Consider the following 17,949-nt stretch of genomic DNA (forward strand, 5'->3'; position numbering starts at 1 on the left):
GCGATGTTGAAGGAATACGGCTTGACGCAGAATGAACGACATCCTCCGCTCGGCATCATCATGCTCGATGCAGCGATCCACCGTCCGCCGGGGGACGTCGGCCATTCCGCAAGCTGGCCGTTCGATGTGATCTTCAAGATCGTTCCAGGCGCATCCGCCCGTAAGATCGTCGGTGGCGATGACGCCGACCTCATGGATGCGTTCGTCAAAGCCGGTGACGAGCTGCATGCGGAGGGCGCCATCGGACTCACGACGTCGTGCGGCTTTCTGGCTGCCCGACAGCGCGAGCTTTCCGCGCGGATGAAGCTGCCGCTCGCAACCTCCAGCCTTCTGCAATTACCTATCGTCGAGCGCTGCCTTTCGGCCGGCCGCCGAGCGGGCGTCGTCACCTACGATGCGAAGGCCCTGACGGAGAGACACTTCGTTGCCGTCGGCGCCGATCCTGGCACGCCGCGGGTCGGACTTCCTCCAGACGGGGCGTTGCGCGCGCATATCGAAGGCGATCGCCCTTATGATCGCGAATGGCTGCGGCGCGACGTCTTCGCGGCCGTCCAGGCACTTCTCTCCGGTCATCCGAACATCGGTGCCATCGTGTTCGAATGTACCAATCTGCCGCCGTTTTCCGCCGAGGTGTCGCGTGAATTCGGATTGCCGGTCTACGATGTCATTACACTCGGGCGCTGGTTCTATTCGGGACTGACCCAGACCGCCTATTCGCAATCATTTGGTATGGGATAGGCGAGATGCATTACGAGTGGAGCTTCGGCTTCCTTCTGCAATACAGCAAGCTGATCGGCGTCGGCACGGCCTATACGATCGGCTTCACCATTCTCACCGCCGTCGCCGGATTCATCGTCGGCTGCATCGTGGCGATCGCAAGCCTGTCCAACATACGGCTGATCTCGTCACCGCTGGTGATGCTGGTCGAGATCTTCCGCTGTACGCCGGTGCTGGTTCAGCTGGTGTGGATCTACTACGCGCTCCCGGTTCTGATCGGCGTCGAGCTGTCGCCCGCGGTGGCGGCCTTCATCTCGCTGAGCCTCTATGGCGGCGCGTTCTATTCGGAGATCATTCGCGGCGGCATCGTGTCGATCGATCCCGGCCAGTGGGACGCCGGGCGCGCCCTCGGCATGCGCCGTTTCGACCTGATGCGGCGCATCGTGATGCCACAGGCGTTGAAGCGGATGATTCCGCCGCTGGTCAACCAGGCCGTGCTGCAGCTGAAGAACACCTCGCTTCTCTCGGTGCTGGCGGTGCCGGACCTGCTGTATCAGGGGCAGCTGATCACGTCGGCGACCTACCGACCGCTCGAGACCTACACGATGATCGCTGTGATCTACTTCATCATCCTGTTCCCGATGACCCGTGTCGCGCGCGTGCTCGAAGCGCGCCTCGCGCATTGAGGTCGGCCGATGTCAACGAGCGAGGCGAATGCTCCCATGTCCGATGCCGCGATGATCGAGCTCATCCACGTGAAAAAGTCCTTCGGAGCGGTGAGCGTGCTCAAGGATATTTCCCTGCGCGTGCCCCGCGGCGGCGTCGTTGCGCTGATCGGGCCGAGCGGCTCGGGCAAGTCCACGCTGCTCAGGTGCCTCAATCTGCTGACCCTCCCGGAAAGCGGAGTCATTCGCGTCGGTCGAAGCACCATGGACTTCACGAACGGGCATCAACTGCCGCGCGACAAGGATCTCGCAGCGTTTCGTGCGCGAACCGGCATGGTGTTCCAGAACTTCAACCTGTTTCCGCATATGTCGGTCATCCGGAACGTGATGGAGGGGCCCGTCACCGTCCTGAAAGTTCGGCCGGACGAGGCGCGCCAGACGGCGCTGGCGTTGTTGGACAAGGTCGGATTGCGAGACAAGGCCGACGTTGCCCCGGACAAGCTGTCCGGAGGCCAGAAGCAGCGCGTCGCGATCGCCCGTGCGCTGGCGATGAAGCCGGAGGTGATGTTGTTCGACGAAGCGACGTCGGCGCTCGATCCTGAGCTCGTCGGCGAAGTGCTGGCGGTCGTTCGCCAGCTCGCGGCTGAGGGCATGACGATGGTGCTCGTGACGCACGAAATGGCGTTCGCGCGCGAGGTGGCCGACACTGTGGTCTTCATGCGCGATGGCGTGGTGGTGGAGGACGGGCCGGCACGACAGGTGATCGATACGCCGCGGGAGGCCGCGACACGCGCCTTCCTCAGTCATTTCCATAGCGGCCGGTTGCCGGCAGCCGCGGCCAACGCGTGATCACGCAAGGACGCAGCTTCGAATGCAACAGAGTCAGAAGCCGCTGCGCATCGCAGTGATCGGCGCCGGCATCGTCGGCGCCGCCACGGCCTGGGAACTGATCAAAGTCGGACATGCCGTCACGCTGATCGAGCCGGATGAGCCCGGCGGACCCCAGGCGGCGAGCTATGGAAACGGTGCCTGGATCAGCCCCGCGTCGATCATCCCGATGTCGATGCCCGGTCTCTGGCGCAAGGTGCCGGGCTATCTGCTCGATCCGAGCGGACCGCTGGTGCTGCGTTGGACCGCGTTGCCTTCGCTGGCGCCGTGGCTGTTGCGCTTCCTTGCAGCCGGTTGGACCGGTCAGAAGGTCGAGCATACGGCGGGCGTGCTCGCATCGATCCTGGGCGATGGTCCGCAGCGCCATGCCCTGTTGGCGGAGGAGATCGGACGGCCCGATCTGATCCGTCGCACCGGCCTGCTCTATGCTTATCGCGATCGCGAGGCGTTCGAGGAGGAAGGTCTCGCCTGGCGACTTCGAAAGGACAACGGGCTGCAATGGCGCGAGCTCGAATCTGAGGAACTGCGGCGCCGCGAGCCGGATCTCAGTCCCGGCTATCGCTTCGGCGTCCTGGTCGAGGACGGCGCGTATTGCGCCGACCCCGGCGCCTATGTAGCTGCGATCGTGCAGGCCGTGTGTGCGCGAGGCGGGGTTCTCGTCCGCGCGCACGCCGACGGCTTCGTGCTGGCAAACGGCCGTCTCAAGGCGGTGACGACCGATCGAGGCCAGGTCGACTGCGACCGAGCGGTGATCTGCGGCGGCATCCGCTCCAAGGCGCTCGCGCGTGCCGCCGGCGATCGCGTCATGCTCGTGAGCGAGCGCGGCTACCACGGCGTGATTGCGTCACCGCAGGCCGGCCCGCGATTTCCGATCATGCCGAGCGATGGACGAATGGCCAACACGCCGACCGCTGCCGGCCTGCGGCTCGCAGGCCAGGTCGAGCTCACGCATGTCGATGCCGAGCCGGATTGGAGTCGCGTCGAGATCCTCGTCCAACACGCGCTGAAGACCTATCCGGCGCTGGGGCCACGCGAGCGCCTGAAAGTCGAGCGCTGGATGGGGCATCGGCCCTCGACGCCGGATGGCCGTCCGGTTATCGGAGCGTCCTCTGTATCTCCCGATATCTTCCACGCCTTCGGCCATGGACATGTCGGCCTGGCATCGGGCCCGATCACGGGACGCATCATTGCCGATCTCGTTGCGGGCAAGGACGCGCCGGTCGATATCAGGCCGTTCGCCGTATCGCGATTTAGCCGCTCGAGGTGGCGGATGGCATCGGGAGCCACATGAAGCTGCGCCATGGGCGTGCAACTGTGCTTTCGATTCCGGGGGATGAACGCGGTCGACTGCCGTCAGACCGCTGGCGCAAGTGAATGTCGGTATCGTTGGTTGCGCCTCCCCGCAACCAACGACACTCCCGTAGCCGACTCGGCTGCGGGAGTTTTCGTTTGTGCCCAGCGCGAGAACTGCCATCTTCTGCGGCGAAGTCATAACCTCTGCGGACACCGGCTCGCTCAGCGTGAATGCCTCCCACACGGCTGTCTCCAGTTGAACGCCCGCGGATGATGTCCTCGACCTCAGCGATCAGCACGATCCGTGTCTCGCCATTTGGAACTGGTCACTGCCAGCTCATCGTCGCTACTCATTAGCAGCCGACATCGAAGACGAGGTCGGCGCGCCGGCACGACCGGCATGCAAATCGACCGTCATCGCCAGTGATGCCGATCGCGCGTCCGTGGTCGTCGCGAGTGACGCCCTGTCCCATCGTCGAGACAGCGGAAACGCCGAGCCGCTCGGCGGCTCATCAACAAAAGGCACAAGGAGAAAGGGTGAAGAAGTCGTTCGGCGCGGTCAGCGTGCTCAAGGACATTTCGCTCAGCGTGCCGCGTGGCGGCGTGGTCGCGCTGATCGGTCCGAGCGGGTCCGGCAAGTCAACCTTGCTGAGATGCCTCAATCTGCTGACGATCCCGGACAGCGGCGTCATCCGGGTGGATCAGCGCATGATGGATTTCACCAACGGCCACAAGCTGCCGGCCGACAAGGAGCTCGTGGCCTTCCGCGCCCGCACCGGCATGGTGTTCCAGAACTTCAACCTGTTCCCGCATATGTCCGCCGTCCAGAACGTGATGGAGGGGCCGGTCACGGTGCAGAAGGTCGAGCGCGGGGCGGCGCGCGACGCCGCGCTCAAGCTGCTGGAGAAGGTCGGGTTGAAGGACAAGGCCGATGTCGCGCCGGACAAGCTGTCAGGTGGCCAGAAGCAGCGCGTGGCGATCGCGCGCGCTTTGGCGATGAAGCCGGAGGTGATGCTGTTCGACGAGGCGACCTCCGCGCTCGATCCGGAGCTGGTCGGCGAGGTCCTGGCGGTGGTCCGCCAGCTCGCCGCTGAAGGCATGACCATGGTGCTCGTGACCCACGAGATGGCGTTCGCGCGCGAGGTCGCCGATACCGTCGTGTTCATGCGCGACGGCGTCGTCGTGGAGGAGGGGCCGGCCGCGCAGGTCATCGATGCGCCGCGTCAGCCGGCGACGCGAACCATCCTCAGCCACTTCCACAGCGGCGGCCGGACGACGGCAGCCGTGAGCCCATGACCTGACGACCGGCGACAGGATCGAATGATGACCCGGCCTGGCGCTGCGTTGCGGGTTGCGGTGATCGGCGCCGGATGGTCGTCCGGCTTGCGGTCGCTCCGTCGCGCGTGATCGCAGTCATCGACGACGCAAGCAAGCACAGCGGTTCTTGGCTGCGCTTCGCCGCCGAGCGGGCCCGCCGAGCAGGCGGTCTGATGGTCACGCCGCGCCGGCGGGAATCTCGTCTTCATCGTGGGCGCGCAGCAGGTCCAGCAGCCGCTTGCGCATGATCATGCCGGGACGGTCCGAGGGCATGTGCATCTCGATCTTCCGGCTCATGTCGACGATCGCGTCGGGATCGGTCGATTCCAGCATCTCGCGATCCTCGGCGATGATCGCCGCATCCCAGTCGATCAGCTCCTGCGTCGAGCAGTCCGCCTCGGTGTCGTTGCGGAACAGCAGCTGCACCACCTGGATGCGGCCGTCCGCGATCGGTGTCGCGCAATTGAAGATGATGTGGCGAATGCCGGACGGATACTCCATGTCGAGCCGCCGGCAGAACGGCATGAACCATTTGTTGCGCTGATGGCGCTTCGTGACCGGCTCGGTCGTCCCGGTGATCCGCGCCGCGTTGGGCGGGTTGCGGACGGTGATGATCGTCTCGGCATCGAAACCCTCCTCGGTCTCGACGATCTCGTATTTCTCCGGCTTCGGCTGGCTGATGTCGCCGAACGTGCTCTTGTGCACGAAGGCAAAGTGGGCGTTGTCGAACGAATTCTCCATCAGCCGTAGCGCGGCGGTGTTCCAAGTGTCGTAGAATTGGTGGATGCGGCGGTAGCCGGGCTTGCCGTCCTCCGGGATGTCGGGGATGTCGCTGAGCGGCTCGTCCAGCGCGACCCAGACATAGCCGTAGCGCTGGCGCGCCCGGAACGCGCGCGCCCGCGCCTCGGGGATCGGCTGCTCGAACGGAAATTGCGGCACCATCACCAGCTTGCCGTCGCGGTCATATTCCCAGCCGTGATAGCCGCAGACCACGTGGCCATTGTTGCACCAGCCCTTCGACAGCCTGGCGGTGCGATGGCAGCAGCGGTCCTCGAGCGCGGCGGGCTCGCCCTTGTCGTCGAGGAACAGCACGATCGGCTGTCCCAGAAGGGTGAAGGGCTTGGGACCGTCCTTGAGATGGTCCATCGGCATGATCGCATACCAGAACCGGCGAAGCACGGGCTGCTTGGTGCTGAGCATGATGATCCCTCCGGGTTAGGCCGCCAGACGCGTCACGACGCGCGCGGCATCGGCTTTGAGCTTCTGCATGTCGAGGCCGGGAATCGCTCCGTTCTCGACGACGGTGCGGCCGCCGATCAGGAGATAGCGGATGTCGGCCGATCCGGCGCAGGTCACCGGCGCGATCATCGGATCGTGCATGCCGAAGTGCCGCGGCTGGTCGAGCTTGAAGATCGCGATATCGGCCTGCTGGCCGGGCGCGAGCGTCCCGATCGAGGGCATGCCGAGCACGCGCGCGCCGCCGGCGGTCGCCCAGTGCACGACGTCCTCGGCGGTCAACGCATGCGCTCCCTTGAGCGCGCGATGGGTGTGCCAGCAGCTATGCATCTCGCTCAGCATGTCCGCTGATTCGTTCGAGGCCGCGCCGTCGACGCCGAGCGACACCGCGCCGCCGAGCCGCGCCATGGCATCGGCCGGGGCGATCCCGGAGCCAAGCCGGCAATTGGACTGCGGACAATGCGCCATGCCGGTCCCGGTGCTGGCGAGAATGCCGACCTCTTCCGCGTCGAGATGCACGAGATGCGCAAACCAGACGTCGTCGCCGAGCCAGTCATGCTCGGCGAGCCAGTGCACCGGGCGCTTGCCGTGCACCGACAGGCAGAACTCGACATAGTCCGCGGTCTCGGACAGGTGGCTGTGCAGCCGCAGCTTCATCCGCCGTGCGGCGGCGATCACCTCGCGCAGCTCACCCGGATCGAGCGACCAGGTCGGCGTGGTCGGCGCCACCGCCACCCGCGTCAGGCTCCCGGGCGAGGCGTCGTGGAAGCGCTGGGCGCAGGCTTCCACCGACTGCAGCATGCGGTCCAGCGACTGCACCGGCATCGGCGGAAACTCGTCGGTATCGAAGTTGCGGCCGATGGTGGCGCCGCCGCGGCAGAACACCAGGCGGATCCCAAGGCTGCGGGCGATATCGAAAATCACCTGTGCGGGGTCGAACCGGTAGCTGTCGCTGAACAGATAATGGTGATCGGCGACCGTCGTCGTGCCCGACAGCAGCAGTTCGGCCAACGCGATGCGCGCTGCGACCGCCAGCGCCTCTTCGTCGATGCCCGACCAGTGCCGGTACGGCACCGAGCGCAACCAGCCGGCCAGCGGCAGGTTGATGCCGGCACGCACGCCCTTCAGCACGCTCTGGAACATGTGGTGATGGGTCGACACCAGGCCGGGATAGATGACGCAGCCGGTGGCATCGAGCCGCGGCTCGTCGGGCTCGGCGTGCAAGGCCCCCATCTCCGCAATGACGCCGTCGCGGATGCGGATCGCGCCCGTCGTCCGCATGGCATCGCCGGGGCGTCCGGTAAAGATGCCTGCCGCGTTCTCGATCAACATCGTGGTCATGTCTCGGCGCCGATCTCGCTCTCGTGCCAGCTCGACAGCGCCAGCCGCGACACCGCCACCATGATCGCGAACAACGCGACGCCGGTCAGCGTGATCAGGAAGAGCGCCGCGAACATGCGGGGAATGTCCAATGTGAAGCCGGCGTCGAGGATCTCATAGGCCAGTCCCGACGAGCGCCCGCCGGTGCCGGCGACGAACTCGGCGACGACCGCGCCGATCAGCGCGAGGCCGCTGGAGATGCGCAGGCCGCCGAAGAAGTAGGGCAGCGCGCCCGGGATGCGCAGCTTGATGAGCGTCTTCAGCCGGCTCGCCCGGTTCATGCGGAAGTAGTTGGCGAGGCCCGGATCGACGCTGCGCAGGCCGAGCGTGGTGTTGGAGATGATCGGAAACAGCGCGACCAGCGTCGCGCAGATCGTGAGCGAGAGCTGGGTGTTCTTGACCAGGATGATGATCAGCGGCGCAATCGCCACCACCGGCGTCACCTGCAGCAGCACGGCATAGGGAAACAGGCTGATCTCGATGGCCCGGCTCTGCACGAACATGAAGGCGATCAGCGTACCGAGCAGCACGGCGGCTGCAAAGGCCTGCAGCGTGATGCGCAGGGTCACCAGCAGCGCGCGGAGCAGGGCCGGGCCATGCTGCATAAAGCTCGCGACGATGTCGCTCGGTTTCGGGAACAGGTACACCGGCACGGCTGCAAGGCGAAAGCCGATCTCCCAGAGCCCGACCATGACGATGCCGACGCCGAGCGGCGCGGCGATGCGGATAAAGGCTTCGGACTGCAACAGCGGCCTCACGCGGCGCCTCCCGTTCGCTGCGGCAGCGAGGCCTCGGCGAGCCAGGCCGACAGCTCGCGGCAATAGGCGGCGAATTGCGGGCTGTCGCGAAAGCCCAGATCGCGCGGCTGGGCCGCGTCGATCGTCATGGTGCGGAAGATCCGGCCTGGATTGGCGGCCATGACGATGATCCGGGTCGAGAGAAACACGGCTTCATAGATCGAATGCGTCACGAACACCGTGGTCAGCCGGCGCTCCCACCACAGCCGGACCAGATCGTCGTCGAGCCGGTTGCGGGTGAACTCGTCGAGCGCGCCGAAGGGTTCGTCCATCAGCAGCAGGTTCGGCTCCGTCACCAGCGCCCGTGCGATCGACACCCGCATCTTCATGCCGCCGGAGAGCTGCCTGGGATAGTGCCGGCTGAACGCTGACAGGCCGACCCGCGCCAGCGCATCGGCGACGCGCGGCGCGGCGTCGCGCTTGCCGACGCCGGCGAGTTCGAGCGGGAGACGCACATTGGCGTCAGCCCGCGCCCAGGGCATCAAAGTGGGCTCCTGGAATACGAAGGCGAGCCGCCGGCCGTCCTGCCCCACCCGGTCCTGTCCACCGCGCCACCAGAGCAGCCGGCCGTCCGACGGCTCGATCAGATTGGCGATCAGCTTGAGAAGCGTGCTCTTGCCGCAACCGGACGGGCCGATCAGCGTGAGGAACTCGCCGTCGGCGATGGTCAGGTCGACCGGCGCCAGCCCGCGCGCGCCGTTCTGGAACACCTTCTCCGCCGACAGCACCTCGACGACGGGAGCGCGGCCCGCGGGCTCGCGCGCGTGATCGGCCTTGTCCTCGAAACGATCGCCTGGGGGCAGCGCGTTCATGGGCTCCGTTCACTTCACGCCGATCTTGAGATCCTTGACGAAGCGATCGTCGAACGCCTTCTGCCACTCGGTCTTGGCGTCGAGCAGCTCGCCGGCGACCAGGAAGTCGTAGATCTGCTTGTAGCGGTCGGCGGTGATGATGCCGATGCCGAGCTTGGCCGCATCGCCGCCGTCGACGGCCTTGGTCTCCTTGAGCTTCTCCAGCGCGAAGGCGATCTGGCCGTCGGTCATCTTGGGATTGTCGGCCTTGATAAGACCGTTGCCGGGTGCGGGGGTCTCCATGTAGTCGCGCCAGCCCTCGAGCGAGGCCTTGACGAAGCGCGCGACCACATCCGGCTTCTCGGCGATCATCTTTTCCGTCGTGACGATGGTGGATCCGTAGGGCGGATAGCCGCCGTCCGCGAACAGGAAAAACTTCACTTTCTCGTTCTGCTGCAGCGCCTGGTAGGGCTCCGAGGAGAGATAGCCCTGCTGGGCGATCGTCTTGTCGGCGAAGAACGGCTGCAGGTTGAACGTGTAGGGCCGGATCTGATCGTCGGTATAGCCATATTTGGCGCGCAGCCAGGGCCAGAACGTCACGCGCGACGAACCGGCGATCAGGACCGGTCGTCCCTTGAGGGCGGCGAGATCGGCGACGTCGTCATGCGCCATGATGCCCTGAAGGTCGAACTGGAACGACGACGCCACGGTGACCAGCGGCAGCTTCTGCTCCCGTCCTTTCAGCACCTGGATGTCATATCCCATGATGAAGTCGGCATCGCCCGCAAGCAGCAGTTGCGTGCCGTTCACCTGCGGCCCACCCGTCTTGATGGTGACGTCCAGCCCGGCCTTCTCATAGAGGCCCGTGGCCTTGGCCTGATAGAAGCCGCCATGCTCGGCCTGGGCAAACCACGAGGTGAGAAAGGTGACCTTGTCGGCGGCCGATGCTGGGGAGAGCACGTAGCTCCCGATCAACGCAGCCCCCAGCAGTTGAGAAAGAGCTTTCCTGACCATCGCTTTCATGACCTTCGCCATCGACCTCATTCCAGCCGCTTCGGCTGCAGGCCAAGTCCGTGGCCGTCGCACCCTGCAATCCAGAATGCACAGGCCCACTGTCACCTCAAAGCATTTTGATTCGAGCAATCCGTTGCCTTCGCGGCAACGCCGACTTCTTGAGCAAAGAGTGCGAGCGCAAGCAGCAGTCGCGCTGTAATGAGGCCAATAATGCAGCGTGACGGCGGTCCTGCGCGTGAACTAACATCATGCATCGTCTGCTGCCCAAGCCTGTCATCATGACCCGTCGCGCGCTGTCTCCGCCAAGCATCCATCCGCCATTCGCGCGCTACAGCCACGGGATTGCTGTTCCGGCTGGTCACCGCCTGGTGGTCACCTCGGGGCAGCTCGGCATCACGGCCGACGGCGTGATCCCGCCGGACGCCGAGGCGCAGGCGGACCTCTGCTTTGCCGCCATCGCGGCGATCCTCGCCGAGGACGGCCTCTCGCTTGCTGATATTGTGCGTCTCAACGCCTACGTCACCGGACGCGAGCACATGCAGGGCTACATGCGTGCGCGCGACCGCCATGTCGGCGATACGCCACCGGCCTCGACCTTGGTGATCGTGTCGGGCTTTACGCGGCCGGAATTCGTGGTGGAGATCGAGGCGATCGCGGCGGCGCCCGCGCCATAAGTTCAGAACGCGCGCATCGCTTGTCCGACGGTCGCCAGAAAGCGCGCGCGCTGATTGGCGGTGGCCATGTTCATGTGGTAGAGCGCGTGGTAGCGCACGCGGGTTCGCTTGGCCGTGAACCAGGGCAGATAACGCGTGACGATCTTGCGCGGCGGATCGGCCATCGCGATGGCCTGCCAGCGCGGCCGGCCATAGGTGCTGATGCCCGAGACGCAGCGGATGTTGTGCAGCATCGGTTTCGCATGGGCCGGATCCGACAGATCGAGCGCGATGCCGGGGCCGAACATGCGGTCGAACCAGCCCTTCAACATGGCCGGTGGCCCGAATGACCAGGTCGGAAACTGAACGATCAGGCCTTCCGCGGCAGCCAGGCGGTCCGCATAGGTCGCGTTGTTGCGGCGGTTGCGCGCCGGATCGTGGTAGACGCGCCGCCGTTCCGCGGTCAGGACCGGATCGAAGCCTTCGGCATAGAGGTCGAGCAGATCGACATCGTGCCCGGTGTCGGCCAGCGCCGCCAGCGCCTCCGTCCGGATCGCGGCATGGAAGCTGTCGGCGAGGGGATGGCAATAGACATAGAGCACGCGCATCGGTCAGGCCCCGTCGGGGACGAAGCTGCGCATCTTGCCGGGATTGAGCAGCCCAAGCGGATCGACCTCGCGCTTGAAGCCGAACTGATCGGCATCGGCGCGCTTGTAGCGGCTGCCGTCCTCGATCGTGAACACATGAGGATTGGCAATCGAGACGCCGCGCGCCTCGTGCATTCGGATGATCTCGTTCAACCGCTCCGGATCGCGATAGCGCACCACCGGCAGGCCGCTGCAGGTCACGCGGCCGCCGAAGCGGATGAACTCGAGATGCGGCAGCACCTCGTCGGGAAACAGCTGACGGATTTCGGCAACCTTCTCCAGCAGACGATCAGGCGGATAAAGCGACTGCAGATAGGTCACGCTGCGATCGGCCTTCAGGACCTGCAAGGTCGTGTGGTTCCAGCTGTATTCGTAGAGCGGCACCTGGCCCGGGCCGTCATCGGTCGGCGTCTCCAGCGTGATGCTGCCGCGGCCATTCAGCAGCGCCTTGAAGCTTTCGAGGCTGGGTTCGGCCACCATCGCCATCACGATGCTCTTGCCGTCCGGGCAATGCGGCCGCAGCGCGCCGAAATAGGTCGGCAATGGTGCAGCCACGGCGGAGATCAGCTTCTTGACGACGCCATCGGCCAGCGCCGCCTCCTGGCCGAACGCCGCAGCCTCCGCGAAGTCGTCAAAGGCTACGACGATGTCGATCCAGGTCCATGCCGGTGCGAGCGGCATTTCCAGTGCGGTGATGATGCCGGTCGTGCCATAGGCACGATTGATCTTCTGCGCCGCATCGCCGCGCAATTCGATCACCCGCGGCTCTTCTTCGATCGTGACGACACGCGCGGCCAGGATGTTGCCGGGCTCGCGCAGGCCGCCATAGGTGACCGAGCCGATGCCGCCGGAGCCGCCGGCAACGAAGCCCCCGATCGTGGCCGTTCGCTTGGTGGAGGGATGCATGCGAAGCTCGAAGCCGTGCGGTGCGAGCTCGGCGTCGATGACGTTCAGCTTGGCACCCGCCGCGACCCGGATCGCGCCCGGCCGGACCCATTCGATGCGATCGAGCGCCGTGATGTCGAGCAGCACGCCGCCGCGAAGCGGCACGGCCTGGCCATAATTTCCAGTCCCGCCGGCGCGCACCGTCAGCGGCACGCGATGGCGGGCGCAGGCCGCCGCGATGCGGATGATCTCGGCCTCGTTGCGCGGCGACACCAGAATGTCCGCCGATTTGTCGCTCAGCAGCTCGTTGAGAATCGGGCTGTACCAGAAGAAATCGCGTGAACGGCGGCGCACGATCCGTGCATCCGTGATCGTCGGGATGTCGTCGAGATCGGCCAGCAGGCGGCCCAGGGTGTCCGGTGACATCGTGTTCACGTGGCCTCCCGCCGATCCGGCGCGAGGCCAGCGAGCGCGACGCCGATCGCTGGAGAGTCGACGACGAAGCCGAAGCACTGCTGCACGTTGTAGAGCGTGGCGGCCATGCAATAGGATGGCGATGTTGTGGCGGTGCAGTCGGCAATCAGGAGACAGTCGTAGCCGCGGAAATTGGCGTCTTGGAGCGTGCACAGCACGCATTGGTCGGCATTGACGCCGGCGAACAGCAGCGTCGTGACGCCGAGATTGCGCAGGATGCTGTCGAGCTCGGTATCCTGGAAGCCCGACATCCGGTACTTCGCGACGTGGATATCGGAGGCGGCCGGCGCCAGCTCATCGACGATTCCGGCCGACCAGCTGCCGTGCTCCAGGACATGCGCGCCTGACCCCGGGAGCGGGTCGCCGAGGCCGGTGCCGACGCCGCTCGGCTTGTAGACATGCAGCAGTGCCGGACTGAGGTTGAGGCGATCCGGCCGGTTGCCCCAGTTGAGCCAGATCACCGGCACGCGCTGGTTGCGCAGGACCGGCAGCAGCCGTTGGAGCGGGGCGATGGGGGCCCGCGCGGATGTCACATCGACGCCGATCGATGCCAGCCAGCCCTCGGGATGGCAGAAGTCGTTCTGCATGTCGATCACGATGATCGCGCTCCGCGCGAGATCGAAGCGCACGCTCTTGCTCCGCGTTTCGACCGCGATGGGCAGCGCCGGCAGCCGCGGACGAACCAGATCGGCATGCGCCTGCGACACCATCCAGCGATTGGATGCGCTCGTTCCGAGCGGATGCAGGCCGGCTTCCTCGCCTGCGTCTGTCCGGACCGCCATCAGCCGGCGCCCTGCAGCACGCGGAGATCGTCCGTCTCGATCTCGACCGGTTCGCCATTCCGGATGAGCTCGGCGAACCCCTCGTTCGGCGTCATGACCGTGAGCGTATACAGCTTGCCCGCCCCGGTGTTCTCGATCACGTGCTCGGATCCGGGATGCAGCAGCAGCGAATCACCCTTCTTGATCGGCAGCGTCTTGTCATCGCAGCGGGCAATGCCCTCGCCGTGCAACACGTGGAAGAACTCATGCGCCGTGGCATGGACGTTCGGCGGCGTGGCGCCTCCCGGCCGGAAGATCTCGATCACGAAGATATTGGCGATGCGGTCGCTCGCGCCGTCGAACAGCATGACGAAGTAGTTGGTGTCCTTCGGAGAAATGCGAAACGCCTTGGCTTGTGACAGCTGAACTGCGCTGAACGCCATGCATCACCTCTTGCGCTGATCATTGTGAGCGGTGGCCGGCCACGATCCGCGACAGCGGATAGCGGCTGATATCGTCGACCAGCGCGACCAGCCGTGGAGCCGCGCGCTCGACCACGGCGCGGCCAAGCTCGGCGCTGGCCGCACGCGCATCGCCGCAGACCCCGGCCGGATGCAGGTCCTGGGCCTGCCAGCCGAAGCGTGCGGCGGCCTCCGGACCAAGCAGCGCGAACTCCTGCTCGATGGCCGCGGCAGCCGAGATGAAGGTCTCGGCGCGGTCCATTCGCACGTCATCGGGCGCCAGATGGAGCATGGCGCTGGTCTCGATCTGCCCGCCATGAATGCCGAGCCTGATCTCGTCTGCTGCGAACAGGTCGCTGATGTCGATCAGCTGCCACCATGTCGTGTTGACCGCGAGCATGCCGAGCTTCACCCGCAGATCGCGGCAGATGATGTCGAGCAGCTGCGGCTGGCCGCCATGGGAGTTGAAGAATAGGATCTTGCGGACCCCGGCCCGGTGAACGGATTCGGCGATCTCGTACCAGACCCGCCCCAGCGTCTCATGGGACAGCGTCAGCGTCCCGGGAAAGGCGAGATGCTCGTCGGACTTGCCGTAAGGCAGCGGCGGCAGCACCAGTGCGGCGCTGTGCGGCGGCATCAGCTCCAGGGCGCGCGACAGGATGCCCGCATTGATGGCGGCGTCGACCTTCACCGGGAGATGCGGCCCATGCTGCTCGATCGCGCCGACCGGCAGGATGGCCACGGTCCGCTCGGTATCGAGCGCGCCGAACTCCGTGGTCGAAAGGTCCCACCAAAAGCGTGACGTCGCAGCCATCGTCCCGTCGCGTCTGCCGTCCGGGCCCCAATGCCCGCAGGTGTCTTGATCTTGCATGTGCGACCGGCGCTTCAAAGCACCAAGATTCGGCAACCCTGTTGCCTTTTGAGCAACGTGACGCCAACCTCCGGGCCAGCGTCTCGCGGACCCCGGCCATGCTTCACAGCCGTTTGCTGAACTATATCGACGAAGTCGCCCGTACCGGGTCGATCCGCAAGGCGGCAAACCGCCTGAACGTCGCTGCTTCCGCGATCAGTCGCCAGATCCTCGCGCTGGAGATGCAACTCGGGACGCCCATTTTTCAACGGTTGCCGAAGAAGCTGATCTTGACCGCAGCCGGCGAGATCCTGATCGGACATGTCCGCCAGACCTTGAAGGAATTGACCCGGGCGCAAGCCAAGATCGAGGAGCTCAAGGGCCTGCGTCGCGGCGAGATCACCGTCGCGATGATGAGCGGTCTCGCGTCGAATCTGGTGCCGGGCACGGTCAGGGAATTCCGCATGGCCAATCCACGCGTGAAGCTGAGCCTCACGCTCTACAACACTGGCGCAGAGATCCAGTCGGCGGTCGCGAACGGCGAAGCCGATCTCGGCATCGGTTTCGACTTCGCCAAGGATGCCAATCTCAAGCTGCTCGGACGGGCGGTCGCGAAACTCGGCGGCGTCATGGCTCCCGATCATCCACTGGCCAAGCGCGCCAGCATCCGGCTGAGCGATTGCATCGATTACCCGATTGTCATCGCCGATCAGAGCAGCGCGATCCGGCCTTATCTCGACGCGGCATTCTCCCGCGCCGCGCTCGACCTGCACCCCATCATCGAAACCAACTCGATCGAGATCATGCGCCAGGCGGCGATCCTGAACAATGGCATCACGTTCCTGACGCCGTTCGACATCGACTTCGAGCGGCGCGCGGGCCGGCTGGTCTATGTCGCCATTCGCGAACTGGCCGACGACGCTCAAGCCCTGATGTTGATCGGACACAAGCGCGGCACCAGCGCGATCGCAAGCGTGCTCGCCGAGATGCTCAAGGCCATGATGCAGGAGGCTGTGAGCTAGCCAAGGCGCGCGCCCGCGAGGGCTCATGGATTATCTTTTAGCTACGGCTGGCCCGGCGCAAGGCGGCTTGAAGACGGTCCTTGACATCTTGCCAGCGCCGTTCCTCAGCCTGTGCGCGCTGTTCGATCCGCGCCCGGTCCGCCGCGATCTCGGATGCGATGGACTCGTGCTCCTTCTGGGCGCGTTCGAGTGCGGCCTCGGCGGCTGCGACGGCCTTTTGCTGGTGCTCGCGCTGCTTGGCTGCGGCGGCTTGTTGCTTCTGCCACTCTTTCTCGCGCCGGCGCTGCTCCTTCTGGTCAGTCCGCGCGGCCTTGCGGGCGGACTTGTCGTCGACCGGCTGCGCATTGGAGGTTTTCTGTGGCTTGCGCTTGGCCGGCGCTTCTGTCCTGCGCGGCAGGTCCAGCATGTCGGGCGAAGGCAGGCGCGCGTGCTCCTGGAAAGGCTCCGTCGTCCCGACCGGTCGCTGCAGCACGACGCCCGGTTTTGCCATCGTCGCGGCGATCACCTGGGGATCCCCGATTTCCTTCGCAAAGCCCTGGTGGAAGAGATTGCTGCGCGCGCCCCAGGCTTCCAGCGCGGCCTTCATCGAGGGGGCGGCGACGGCCAGATCGAAGAACCCTTGCGAGGTCTGGTATGTCTTCAGCTTGCGCGGCATGTCCCATGCTAGTCGGTCATGGCGCCATTTGCTACTTGGCGGCCGGAGCGTACCACGCGTGCCGGGATGGTTCCCCGATCAGGATCCGGGCCGTTGACCATCGCCGCTGCGCAGCGAACGCCTCGGCCAGCGGGACTAACGGCCTTCTCTCTGCGCCGCATCAAGTCGCCCAGCCAGGCTGGGCGACTTGAAGTGTCGTGGGTCAGTAGCGGGTCGGCGCCGGCACCGCGGTCCGGTTGGCCGGAACGGTGACGGGCTGGTAGGAGAACACGTCGCGGCTGCGCGGATCGACGGTGACCTTGAGCCAACGGACGTCGTTGTTGCCGTTGCCCTGATTGTCGCCGAAGGTCTCGACGCGAACGAAGTTCTCGAGCCGCTGACCCGCGCTGTTGAGGAACGGCTGGTCGATGCGGAAGTAATGCGAGTCGCCATGGACATAGGCCACCGGCTTGCGGAACGCTTCGACCTCGGTGCGCAACGCGGTCAGGAAGCTCGCGAAGCCGTCGGGCTGGCCGTCGGTCTCGGCGAGGGTCTTCGGATCGCGCAACGGCGCGCGCGTGGAGTCGGACAGATCCCAGCCGGGATCGGCCTGGGAAATGAGCATCACGGCAGCCGAATGGCGCTTCTTGGCTTCCGCGAAGGTCTGCTGCATCCAGAGAATGACGGCCGCATTGCGTGCGTTGTACTCGTCCGGATCGGGATTCGTGTCGCAGAGATTGTTGCAGGAGCCCTGCACGTTGAGCGTCGCATAGGTCACGCGTCCGACCGTCCAGCGGCGATTCTCGACACAGCCGACCTTGGTGCCGTTGGCACCGAGGCACAGCGCATCGGTCTGCACCTCCTGGCGCAGCCTGCGTTGACCGAGCGAGAACGGGGTCGAGAAGAACACCTTGCGCTCATAGTCGAGCCGCTCGCGCGAGTTGAAGCCGCCATTGGACGGCCGATCGCAATCGACCCAGTCGTTGTCGCCCGGCGTAAACATCGCCGGCGCTTCCAGGCTGTTCAAGAAAGCGAGCGCCTGAGCGTAGAGGCCGGCGTCACAGGCTGAATTCGAGCCCTGCTTGAGATCGCCGTCGTGAACGGTGAATTTCAGCCGGTGCGCGTTCATGTCGGCGATCAGGTTCGGTACGCCCACCGTGGCCTGCAGCGTGGAATAGGGCAGGTCGCCCCAAAGCCCGATCGTATAGCTGTCGTCGTCGTCGCGCTCGTGGTCATGCGCGAAGCTCGGCGCTGCGGCGAACGCGAGCAGCGAGACCGCCGCAGACAGCGTGAGCAGTTCTTGAAAAGCGGATTTGAATGATGATCGAAATGACATTCGGCAAGATCCCCCAAGACCTCGGTTACATCGTGCCGCTTGTGTGCAAGCGGCCCCGCAACGATGCGGAGCGTCGTTAACGGGGACGTGACAATCGGCTGACAATCAACTGACGGATCCATGATGGC

General features: G+C 65.5%; 19 protein-coding genes. 7 read left to right on the forward strand and 12 right to left on the reverse strand.

Annotated features, from left to right (window positions below; genetic code table 11):
• The first annotated feature begins 3 nt into the window (after positions 1 to 3).
• The 5 genes from BBTA_RS05920 (at position 4) to BBTA_RS05940 (ending at position 4,859) form a co-directional block, all read left to right on the forward strand.
• On the forward strand, positions 4 to 738 hold the full coding sequence (locus BBTA_RS05920) for an aspartate/glutamate racemase family protein (protein ID WP_012041538.1): 735 nt from the start codon (positions 4 to 6) through the stop codon (positions 736 to 738).
• 5 nt (positions 739 to 743) lie between these two features.
• Positions 744 to 1,403, forward strand: coding sequence for an amino acid ABC transporter permease (locus BBTA_RS05925; RefSeq protein WP_012041539.1), 660 nt, complete (start codon positions 744 to 746; stop codon positions 1,401 to 1,403).
• 36 nt (positions 1,404 to 1,439) lie between these two features.
• Positions 1,440 to 2,231 (forward strand): amino acid ABC transporter ATP-binding protein, encoded by a 792-nt coding sequence (locus BBTA_RS05930; protein WP_041751270.1) that lies wholly within the window; start codon positions 1,440 to 1,442, stop codon positions 2,229 to 2,231.
• Positions 2,232 to 2,253: 22 nt separating this feature from the next.
• On the forward strand, positions 2,254 to 3,561 hold the full coding sequence (locus BBTA_RS05935) for an FAD-binding oxidoreductase (RefSeq protein WP_012041541.1): 1,308 nt from the start codon (positions 2,254 to 2,256) through the stop codon (positions 3,559 to 3,561).
• Positions 3,562 to 4,100: 539 nt separating this feature from the next.
• The gene (locus tag BBTA_RS05940; protein ID WP_012041542.1) at positions 4,101 to 4,859 is read left to right on the forward strand and encodes an amino acid ABC transporter ATP-binding protein; all 759 of its coding nucleotides are present in this window, start codon (positions 4,101 to 4,103) and stop codon (positions 4,857 to 4,859) included.
• A 198-nt stretch (positions 4,860 to 5,057) separates the two neighbouring features.
• Here the strand turns inward: BBTA_RS05940 and BBTA_RS05945 are convergent, their stop codons facing one another.
• The 5 genes from BBTA_RS05945 to BBTA_RS05965 are packed head-to-tail and all read right to left on the reverse strand — an operon-like array spanning position 5,058 to position 10,119.
• Complete coding sequence (locus BBTA_RS05945) at positions 5,058 to 6,080, reverse strand: Rieske 2Fe-2S domain-containing protein (protein WP_012041543.1); 1,023 nt, start codon at positions 6,078 to 6,080, stop codon at positions 5,058 to 5,060.
• Positions 6,081 to 6,095: 15 nt separating this feature from the next.
• The gene (locus BBTA_RS05950; protein WP_012041544.1) at positions 6,096 to 7,457 is read right to left on the reverse strand and encodes an amidohydrolase family protein; all 1,362 of its coding nucleotides are present in this window, start codon (positions 7,455 to 7,457) and stop codon (positions 6,096 to 6,098) included.
• Positions 7,454 to 8,254: an ABC transporter permease gene (locus BBTA_RS05955; protein ID WP_041750372.1), complete on the reverse strand. Its 801-nt coding sequence runs from the start codon at positions 8,252 to 8,254 to the stop codon at positions 7,454 to 7,456. Before BBTA_RS05955 ends, BBTA_RS05950 begins: the two co-directional genes overlap by 4 nt.
• Positions 8,251 to 9,105, reverse strand: coding sequence for an ABC transporter ATP-binding protein (locus BBTA_RS05960; protein ID WP_012041546.1), 855 nt, complete (start codon positions 9,103 to 9,105; stop codon positions 8,251 to 8,253). Before BBTA_RS05960 ends, BBTA_RS05955 begins: the two co-directional genes overlap by 4 nt.
• 9 nt (positions 9,106 to 9,114) lie before the next feature.
• Positions 9,115 to 10,119 (reverse strand): ABC transporter substrate-binding protein, encoded by a 1,005-nt coding sequence (locus tag BBTA_RS05965; protein WP_063719752.1) that lies wholly within the window; start codon positions 10,117 to 10,119, stop codon positions 9,115 to 9,117.
• Between the two features lie 227 nt (positions 10,120 to 10,346).
• Here BBTA_RS05965 and BBTA_RS05970 point away from each other — a divergent pair, with 227 nt between their 5' ends.
• Positions 10,347 to 10,772 (forward strand): RidA family protein, encoded by a 426-nt coding sequence (locus BBTA_RS05970; protein ID WP_244424366.1) that lies wholly within the window; start codon positions 10,347 to 10,349, stop codon positions 10,770 to 10,772.
• Positions 10,773 to 10,774: 2 nt separating this feature from the next.
• On the opposite strand, the gene BBTA_RS05975 is transcribed toward BBTA_RS05970, so the two are convergent.
• From BBTA_RS05975 to BBTA_RS05995, 5 genes are read right to left on the reverse strand one after another with little or no spacing between them, the layout of a single operon-like run.
• A complete protein-coding gene (locus BBTA_RS05975) occupies positions 10,775 to 11,359 on the reverse strand; it encodes an NAD(P)H-dependent oxidoreductase (protein WP_012041549.1) in 585 nt (194 codons plus the stop codon).
• 3 nt (positions 11,360 to 11,362) lie between these two features.
• Positions 11,363 to 12,709 carry an FAD-binding oxidoreductase gene (locus BBTA_RS05980; protein ID WP_012041550.1) on the reverse strand — a complete coding sequence of 449 codons (1,347 nt, stop codon included), beginning with the start codon at positions 12,707 to 12,709 and terminating at the stop codon, positions 11,363 to 11,365.
• 5 nt (positions 12,710 to 12,714) lie between these two features.
• Positions 12,715 to 13,539, reverse strand: coding sequence for a cysteine hydrolase family protein (locus BBTA_RS05985; RefSeq protein WP_012041551.1), 825 nt, complete (start codon positions 13,537 to 13,539; stop codon positions 12,715 to 12,717).
• Complete coding sequence (locus BBTA_RS05990; protein WP_012041552.1) at positions 13,539 to 13,961, reverse strand: cupin domain-containing protein; 423 nt, start codon at positions 13,959 to 13,961, stop codon at positions 13,539 to 13,541. Before BBTA_RS05990 ends, BBTA_RS05985 begins: the two co-directional genes overlap by 1 nt.
• A gap of 19 nt (positions 13,962 to 13,980) precedes the next feature.
• Positions 13,981 to 14,793 carry a creatininase family protein gene (locus BBTA_RS05995; RefSeq protein WP_012041553.1) on the reverse strand — a complete coding sequence of 271 codons (813 nt, stop codon included), beginning with the start codon at positions 14,791 to 14,793 and terminating at the stop codon, positions 13,981 to 13,983.
• 155 nt (positions 14,794 to 14,948) lie between these two features.
• Here BBTA_RS05995 and BBTA_RS06000 point away from each other — a divergent pair, with 155 nt between their 5' ends.
• Positions 14,949 to 15,851 carry a LysR family transcriptional regulator gene (locus BBTA_RS06000; RefSeq protein ID WP_041750373.1) on the forward strand — a complete coding sequence of 301 codons (903 nt, stop codon included), beginning with the start codon at positions 14,949 to 14,951 and terminating at the stop codon, positions 15,849 to 15,851.
• A 37-nt stretch (positions 15,852 to 15,888) separates the two neighbouring features.
• Here BBTA_RS06000 and BBTA_RS06005 read toward each other — a convergent pair whose 3' ends face one another.
• Entirely contained in the window at positions 15,889 to 16,506 is a 618-nt protein-coding gene (locus BBTA_RS06005) for a hypothetical protein (protein ID WP_012041555.1), read from the reverse strand.
• Positions 16,507 to 16,708: 202 nt separating this feature from the next.
• On the reverse strand, positions 16,709 to 17,821 hold the full coding sequence (locus BBTA_RS06010; protein WP_041750374.1) for a hypothetical protein: 1,113 nt from the start codon (positions 17,819 to 17,821) through the stop codon (positions 16,709 to 16,711).
• Positions 17,822 to 17,949: the final 128 nt, after the last annotated feature.

The organism is Bradyrhizobium sp. BTAi1, assembly GCF_000015165.1.
GTDB lineage: Bacteria > Pseudomonadota > Alphaproteobacteria > Rhizobiales > Xanthobacteraceae > Bradyrhizobium > Bradyrhizobium denitrificans.

Excerpts from the sequence above, each read along its gene's own strand:
- BBTA_RS05965 (WP_063719752.1), bottom strand. The coding sequence starts at position 10,119 with ATGGCGAAGGTCATGAAAGCGATGGTCAGGAAAGCTCTTTCTCAACTG.
- BBTA_RS05920 (WP_012041538.1), top strand. The coding sequence starts at position 4 with ATGTTGAAGGAATACGGCTTGACGCAGAATGAACGACATCCTCCGCTC.
- BBTA_RS05995 (WP_012041553.1), bottom strand. The coding sequence starts at position 14,793 with ATGGCTGCGACGTCACGCTTTTGGTGGGACCTTTCGACCACGGAGTTC.
- BBTA_RS05935 (WP_012041541.1), top strand. The coding sequence starts at position 2,254 with ATGCAACAGAGTCAGAAGCCGCTGCGCATCGCAGTGATCGGCGCCGGC.
- BBTA_RS05980 (WP_012041550.1), bottom strand. The coding sequence starts at position 12,709 with ATGTCACCGGACACCCTGGGCCGCCTGCTGGCCGATCTCGACGACATC.
- BBTA_RS05960 (WP_012041546.1), bottom strand. The coding sequence starts at position 9,105 with ATGAACGCGCTGCCCCCAGGCGATCGTTTCGAGGACAAGGCCGATCAC.
- BBTA_RS05990 (WP_012041552.1), bottom strand. The coding sequence starts at position 13,961 with ATGGCGTTCAGCGCAGTTCAGCTGTCACAAGCCAAGGCGTTTCGCATT.
- BBTA_RS06005 (WP_012041555.1), bottom strand. The coding sequence starts at position 16,506 with ATGCCGCGCAAGCTGAAGACATACCAGACCTCGCAAGGGTTCTTCGAT.
- BBTA_RS05925 (WP_012041539.1), top strand. The coding sequence starts at position 744 with ATGCATTACGAGTGGAGCTTCGGCTTCCTTCTGCAATACAGCAAGCTG.
- BBTA_RS05945 (WP_012041543.1), bottom strand. The coding sequence starts at position 6,080 with ATGCTCAGCACCAAGCAGCCCGTGCTTCGCCGGTTCTGGTATGCGATC.
- BBTA_RS05970 (WP_244424366.1), top strand. The coding sequence starts at position 10,347 with ATGCATCGTCTGCTGCCCAAGCCTGTCATCATGACCCGTCGCGCGCTG.
- BBTA_RS05950 (WP_012041544.1), bottom strand. The coding sequence starts at position 7,457 with ATGACCACGATGTTGATCGAGAACGCGGCAGGCATCTTTACCGGACGC.
- BBTA_RS06010 (WP_041750374.1), bottom strand. The coding sequence starts at position 17,821 with ATGTCATTTCGATCATCATTCAAATCCGCTTTTCAAGAACTGCTCACG.
- BBTA_RS05930 (WP_041751270.1), top strand. The coding sequence starts at position 1,440 with ATGTCCGATGCCGCGATGATCGAGCTCATCCACGTGAAAAAGTCCTTC.
- BBTA_RS05975 (WP_012041549.1), bottom strand. The coding sequence starts at position 11,359 with ATGCGCGTGCTCTATGTCTATTGCCATCCCCTCGCCGACAGCTTCCAT.
- BBTA_RS05985 (WP_012041551.1), bottom strand. The coding sequence starts at position 13,539 with ATGGCGGTCCGGACAGACGCAGGCGAGGAAGCCGGCCTGCATCCGCTC.
- BBTA_RS06000 (WP_041750373.1), top strand. The coding sequence starts at position 14,949 with ATGCTTCACAGCCGTTTGCTGAACTATATCGACGAAGTCGCCCGTACC.